Source organism: Vibrio sp. 2130-1, from assembly GCF_033339515.1.
On record NZ_JAWOUT010000038.1, the window covers coordinates 1 to 5,864 of the forward strand.

At 40.7% G+C, this 5,864-nt stretch carries 7 protein-coding genes and 1 tRNA gene; all 8 read left to right on the plus strand.

All coding sequences use genetic code 11. From position 1 onward, the window contains the following. Nucleotides 1-644 precede the first annotated feature (644 nt). The 8 genes from R7Q09_RS23840 (at nucleotide 645) to R7Q09_RS23875 (ending at nucleotide 5,705) form a co-directional block, all read left to right on the plus strand. A complete protein-coding gene (locus R7Q09_RS23840; protein WP_262647748.1) occupies nucleotides 645-1,025 on the plus strand; it encodes a nuclear transport factor 2 family protein in 381 nt (126 codons plus the stop codon). Nucleotides 1,026-1,220: 195 nt separating this feature from the next. Next, nucleotides 1,221-1,565 carry a DUF6559 family protein gene (locus R7Q09_RS23845; protein ID WP_318071313.1) on the plus strand — a complete coding sequence of 115 codons (345 nt, stop codon included), beginning with the start codon at nucleotides 1,221-1,223 and terminating at the stop codon, nucleotides 1,563-1,565. A 621-nt stretch (nucleotides 1,566-2,186) separates the two neighbouring features. Beyond that, on the plus strand, nucleotides 2,187-2,654 hold the full coding sequence (locus R7Q09_RS23850) for a cold shock domain-containing protein (RefSeq protein ID WP_282249010.1): 468 nt from the start codon (nucleotides 2,187-2,189) through the stop codon (nucleotides 2,652-2,654). 185 nt (nucleotides 2,655-2,839) lie between these two features. Then, nucleotides 2,840-2,928: transfer RNA gene (locus R7Q09_RS23855), tRNA-OTHER, on the plus strand. A 16-nt stretch (nucleotides 2,929-2,944) separates the two neighbouring features. Next, on the plus strand, nucleotides 2,945-3,745 hold the full coding sequence (locus R7Q09_RS23860; protein WP_239912701.1) for a hypothetical protein: 801 nt from the start codon (nucleotides 2,945-2,947) through the stop codon (nucleotides 3,743-3,745). Between the two features lie 122 nt (nucleotides 3,746-3,867). Then, complete coding sequence (locus tag R7Q09_RS23865; RefSeq protein ID WP_213875017.1) at nucleotides 3,868-4,401, plus strand: DUF6817 domain-containing protein; 534 nt, start codon at nucleotides 3,868-3,870, stop codon at nucleotides 4,399-4,401. A 133-nt stretch (nucleotides 4,402-4,534) separates the two neighbouring features. Next, entirely contained in the window at nucleotides 4,535-5,200 is a 666-nt protein-coding gene (locus R7Q09_RS23870; RefSeq protein ID WP_111416655.1) for a hypothetical protein, read from the plus strand. 157 nt (nucleotides 5,201-5,357) lie between these two features. Further along, nucleotides 5,358-5,705, plus strand: a complete 348-nt coding sequence (locus tag R7Q09_RS23875; RefSeq protein WP_031780756.1) for a hypothetical protein — start codon at nucleotides 5,358-5,360, stop codon at nucleotides 5,703-5,705. The last annotated feature ends 159 nt before the right edge of the window (nucleotides 5,706-5,864 follow it).

The following is a 5,864-nucleotide window of genomic DNA, read 5'->3' on the forward strand; positions in this document are numbered from 1 at the left end:
CTATGCGTTAGTTTTAGTGGTTAAGGTGCTATGCGGAGGCTTCGGTATTGCGTGCCTCACACCTTAACAAGGCGTTATGCGACTGGAAGAAAAATTATCTCATCTCTCGTTTTCGCTCTCTTTGGCCATCCATTTTTCGTTGTCGGCAACTCAGCATTATCGGCTCAATTTCATGAATCTCTTAGACCGCAAAACATGCCAATATTGGCGGGTTGCCTCATTCGCTTTCCGAGCCGGTGCATGGAAATTTAGCTGGATTAAAAGTGTGGAAAGGGCAAGTCTATCGATGCTTAGTATTTGTTTAACGTTCGTCGCTGCTAGGTTAGTTGGCTTAAAAGCAACATTGTTGCTGGAAGGCCGCATTTCGTTGTTGTTGAAATATCGGCTGTAACATAGTGACTCTGCTGTTTCTTGAATCACAAAAAGTCAGCAGGTGTTTGGTTGCTTATTCGGTTTCGGGTAATCTGCTTTCAAACAACCTTAAACCCCGGTGGGAAACTTCGCCTAACAAGGCGTTTAAGGCGGATTCACAACGCTTGGCGATCTCAGTTTAAATTGAATTTAGTGTTTAAGGTACAAAGGGTTAGGTTTAGTGGTTTGCGTTGTTCACCACTTAACGCAGCGTTATGTGCTTGGAGGGAAAAATGAATTCAAAGGAAGTTGTCGTGGCATTTTGGGAAGCAATGAAAACTAATGATTTCGCGAAAGCGAGCGAGTGGCTTAGCCCGGATTTTGAAGGGTTTTGGCCTCAATCTTGTGAGCTTACTGTTGGACGAGACAATTTCACAGCAATCAACTCTTACTATCCAGCAAATGGCATTTGGGAATTCGTCGTTCATTCAGTTGTCTGCGATGGCGAAACGGTAGTCACTGATGTTTCTATAACTGATAGCGTGCAAAAGGCGCGTGCTATTACTTTTCATACTGTAGAAAATGGGCTTATTCAAAAACAAAAAGAGTTCTGGCCAGAACCAATGGAAGCGCAAGAATGGCGCTCGAAGTGGGTGAGTGTTGTACAAGAATAGGCTACGTACATAACAAAGCGTTCAAGAGGGATTCTCAACGCTTGGCGGTTTCGGTTCAAAGTTTAGCTTTTGTGTTTATGGCACAATGGTTTAACTTGGGGGTATAGCGTTGTTCACCCCTTAACGCGGCGTTAAGTGCATTCGATGTCAACATGACTCAATAGCATGTATTTTATTGCAACAGGAAGCAGAGATATGATGAAGCTTTTAGAACCATGGTTGTTTCACCGTAGGGCTATGTACATTGCAAGAAAGTTAATTCCACTGCTTCTCTTTTATGGAAAAAAGACTAGATACTCTAAGGAAGAAGTGGACTATGCAATTGAAAGATCAAAATTATCGAAAAAGCACGTAACACTAGCATATGCTATTTATTGTGTAGACTTGTCGCAATACGACTTCCACAGAAGTGAAAGTTTCGAAGAGTACTTATCTCACAAATGTAAGTATGATCCAGCAAATCAACGATTTGATGTAGCCTCTTTTGCTCACTACTCTTCGGATGATTGTACTTCTAACGATGGTGGAGGTGGCGAGTAATGCACTTAACAAATTGTTCAAGAGTGATTCAGCACGCGTGGCATTTTTAATATGCGTTAGGTTTAGTGATTAAGGTATTATGCGGAGGCTTCGGTATTGCGTGCCTCACACCTTAACAGGGCGTTAACTGGCGCAGAAAATACGAAAGCACAATGATACAGTTTCTAGGTTCAGAGATTTAGCGTGTTCGGTCGGTTTCCTTAGCTGAGCTAATGCGACTAATTTCTGTTTGATACTTAAGTTTACTGATGTGAAAGGCGGCACAAAGCCTTCTAATAATATAAGGCATTCGCGATTAGTTCGGCGCACTTACATCGCCGAAGTATGGTGTTGTGAGACGCATTTCAAACTAAAGATAAACGATAATCTTTTTGTTAAATACATATTTGAGTTAGCTTTATTAATCATTAATTAGGAAAACCAGCTGTGGCTAAAGTGGCTGTAAGCTCGGCGAAAACTGAAAGGCGCTCAGTTAACAAACTGTTCAAGAGGGATTCGCAACGCGTGGCATTTTCACTATGCGTTGCGTTTAGTGTTTAAGGTGGTATGCGGTAGCGTCGGTATTGCGTTGCTCACACCTTAACAGGGCGTTATGCCGCTATATGAAAAACGGGAGAGGACATGAAAGGGGAAATTGTTCGCTGGGTTGATGAGCGCGGTTTTGGGTTCATAAATTCCAATGAACTGGATGGTGACATTTTTGTTCATGTATCCAAGTTCAAAAAAGGATACCGACGCCCTCGAATAGGGGACCAAGTAGAGTTTCAACTGGCAAGTGTTCAGCCTAAGTTAAGTGCGGAAAGTGCTCAGTTAGTCGGTGTCAAACCACAGAAAAGCAATTCTTTTTCAGTTGTATTATCAGCAGTTATCGTCGGTCTAATAAGCGCAGCCTTATATCTGTTTTATATAGAACCTAAGCTAAACCCTGCATATGAAAATATGGGGTTTAGTTGCCAAGGTAAGACCTACTGTAGCGAAATGGCATCTTGTGACGAAGCAAAGTTTTATTTATCAAATTGTCCAAATGTCAAAATAGATGGCGACAATGATGGTACTCCTTGCGAGAGTCAGTTATGTGGTAGTTGGTAGGATCGGCATAACAAACTGTTTAAGAGTGATTCGCAACGCGTGGCATTTTCACTGTGCGTTGGTTTTAGTGTTTAAGGTTGTATGCGGCGGCTTTTGCATTGCGTTGCTCACACCTTAACAGGGCGTTATGTATATCGTTTGCGTAAATCATTGACAACAGTGTAAAATTGCATATTATTCACTTCGGCACTATGGTCTAATGCGGAAAGACGGCGGTTACTAAAATTTCTAGTTAAACCCGACGACGTAGGTTCGATTCCTGCTGGTGCCACCATACCTCAAGATACCCCATGTCAATTGAAAGCAATCATTTAAAAGAGTTCTTAGACGATGTAGGTCATAGTGTTCATTGTATGAATACTATCGCAGTTGCGTTGTCGACAATAACAGAAGAAACGACAGCACCTTCAACTTTAAATATTTCTTGGAAACCCGGAAATGCAAAACAGTCATCAATGAACTCTAGGCGTTTTGCTGTAAAGTCTGCAATTGTCTATTCTGTTGAAAGTTTGTTTGAATACTTGTCTAAGGTTAGCAACTCTGAATTGTGGCTTAACGAAGACATGAATTTTAATGTTAAAAAAAATCCTACCGACTCTAAAGCGGACAGGGTCGTTCGATTTCTTGAAGCTACACCAGAAGTGGAGCCTGAATGGATCATTTTAGTTGAGCTTCTATGCCACTGGAGAAACAAAGTTGTTCATGCTAAAGCATCTAATGCGAAATTGTCGAAAGCATCGATACAACACTTAAAAGAGAATGCTCAAGCAATATTCGATAGTTACCATCACTTTGATGTTAATGAAGCTTTATCCAACTACGGCACGGGAAAGTTTACTTTAAAGGATGTATCTACGTTGATCACTATGGTAATCAAGAGCATCCGTGCTGTTGATAAAGTTTATGTTGAACAGGCTTCATCTTTACCAGCTAACGAGTTAATTGCTTATTTGTCTAAGGATGAACAATTCATTCAATTTATGAAGCTTGCTGATGAACATACAAAGGCAAGAAAAATAAAAACTTGGCTGGAGATGCACTTTGCATTTTTGGGAGAAAGCCGAATAAAAGAGATCATTGCAACACTCTGATATACATAACAAAGCATTTAAGAGTGATTCGCAACGCTTGGCGCTTTCGCTTCGCTCAATTATAGCCAAGCGTCGCTCACACCTTAATGCGGCGTTATGCGACCTAAAGGAAATTGAGATTTATGGATAAATTTGAAATTCTTCAAGAACTTGGTGCGGGTGACTTTCAGCACCTAAACGGTTCATTGGAAGCGCACTTAAAAGGGACTCAAGAAGTTCTAATGAACTGGGGTAGTAGCGAATTACTTCAAGTTGCAGGGCTCTTTCACGCTGCTTATGGAACAGCGGGTTTCGATGAAAATATGGTTTCGCTAAGTCAGCGCCAAGAAATAGCACGAATTATTGGTAGTGACGAGGAAGCTCTAGTTTACTTGTATTGCTCATGCGATCGAGACTATGTATTGCCTCAATTCGGCAAAGCGCCAGAAATCCAATTTAAAGACAGATTTACAGGTTCAACCTTCAAGCTTGACAGTGCAATGGTGAAATTGTTTTGTGAGTTAACTGTTGCTAACGAGCTAGAGCTTGTATTTAGCAGTGACGAGTTCAAGCTCAAGTATGGTGCTGAACTATTTGAGCTATTTCAAGGCATGGACAGTTACTTAAGTGCCGAGGCCAAAAAAGCTTACAAATCAGCATTATCGAATTTCGCATAACAAAGCGTTTAAGACGGATTCACAACGCTTGGCATTTTCGGTTTGAATCAGCTTTAGTGTTTACGGCACAATGGTTTAGGTAGGGTGGTAGCGTTGCTCACCACTTAACGCGGCGTTATAAGTTTGAGGAAATATGACAACAATCAGAGAAGTTTTAGTCCGTACAGAACAAACGTTGGAAACTGCAAAGCATGGCTTTGACGACCTAGTTTCATCAAACAAGACTCGACGTTTTACTGGTTTAAGGAACCTTATCGTATTTGGTCGTTCGGTAACTTTTGTGCTTCAAAATTTAAGGACAGCTGTTGGTAAAGAAAGGTTCGATGCATGGTATGAACCTCATCAAGAATCGATGAAGCAAGATGTGGTGATGAAATACTTTGTGAAACTCAGAAACGAACTTGAAAAACAAGGACGTTTACCTGTCTCGACATCAGCACGTATCCATAATTTTTCTTCTGATATGATCTCACAATATAAGAAGCCACCGGGTACTGTTGGTTTTTTCATCGGTGATCAACTCGGTGGTAGCGGTTTTGAGGTTGAGCTTCCAGATGGTAGCAAGGAAAAATATTACGTTGAAATACCAACCAGTGTTGCAGAGGTAACACAACATTTTAACGAATTACCTGTGCCTGATGACGATGAACTAAAATCAAAGACTATTGAGCAACTTTCTGAACATTTCCTCAAATCTTTAGAGGCTCTTCTGGATAAAGCAAGAAAAGAGTTTCTTGACCAAGACACACAAATCATAAATGGACGCCGGTTGCCACCATACATGAGAGTGGTGAAATAAAACTTATAACAAACAATTTAAGAGGGATTCCCAACGCTTGGCATTTTTGCTTCTACTTCAATTTTAGTGGTTACGGTACAATGCTTTAGGTTGGGTGGTAGCGTTGCTCACCCCTTAATTGGGCGTTATGCGCTCGCAGAAATGGAGATAATCAATCATGGAAGATTTAGCTAATTCGTTAAGAAGTTCTGGCCTAAAAGTCAAAATTAAAAAAGGAAAAATTGCAGTTCGGCTTGACGGGCTTTCAAATCCGGTTTCGATAATAAAAGATATACCTGCTGATGAGTATAAAGTGAAAACTAATGATTCGATTCTATCGATAATTGCCTGTCTTTTGCTATTTATTGGTCTGTCAGGTATTTATGAGTTTAGTGGTAATGCTTTGATAAATATTGCACTTATCTCCGTTTCTATATTGTCTTTTGTTACAGTGTTACTTACAGAGTTTAAGCTGACTAAATTACGCGCTACTGTAGTTGCTTTCAATCGTGGAGAACGCGCATAACAAATTGTTCAAGAGTGATTCGGCACGCGTGGCATTTTTACTATGCGTTGGTTTTAGTGGTTAGGTGGCATGCGGGGGCTTTGGTATTGCGTGCCTCACACCTTAACAAGGCGTTATATTAATTTAAAAGAGGTCGTTTAGGTGAGAAGTAGTTTCTAT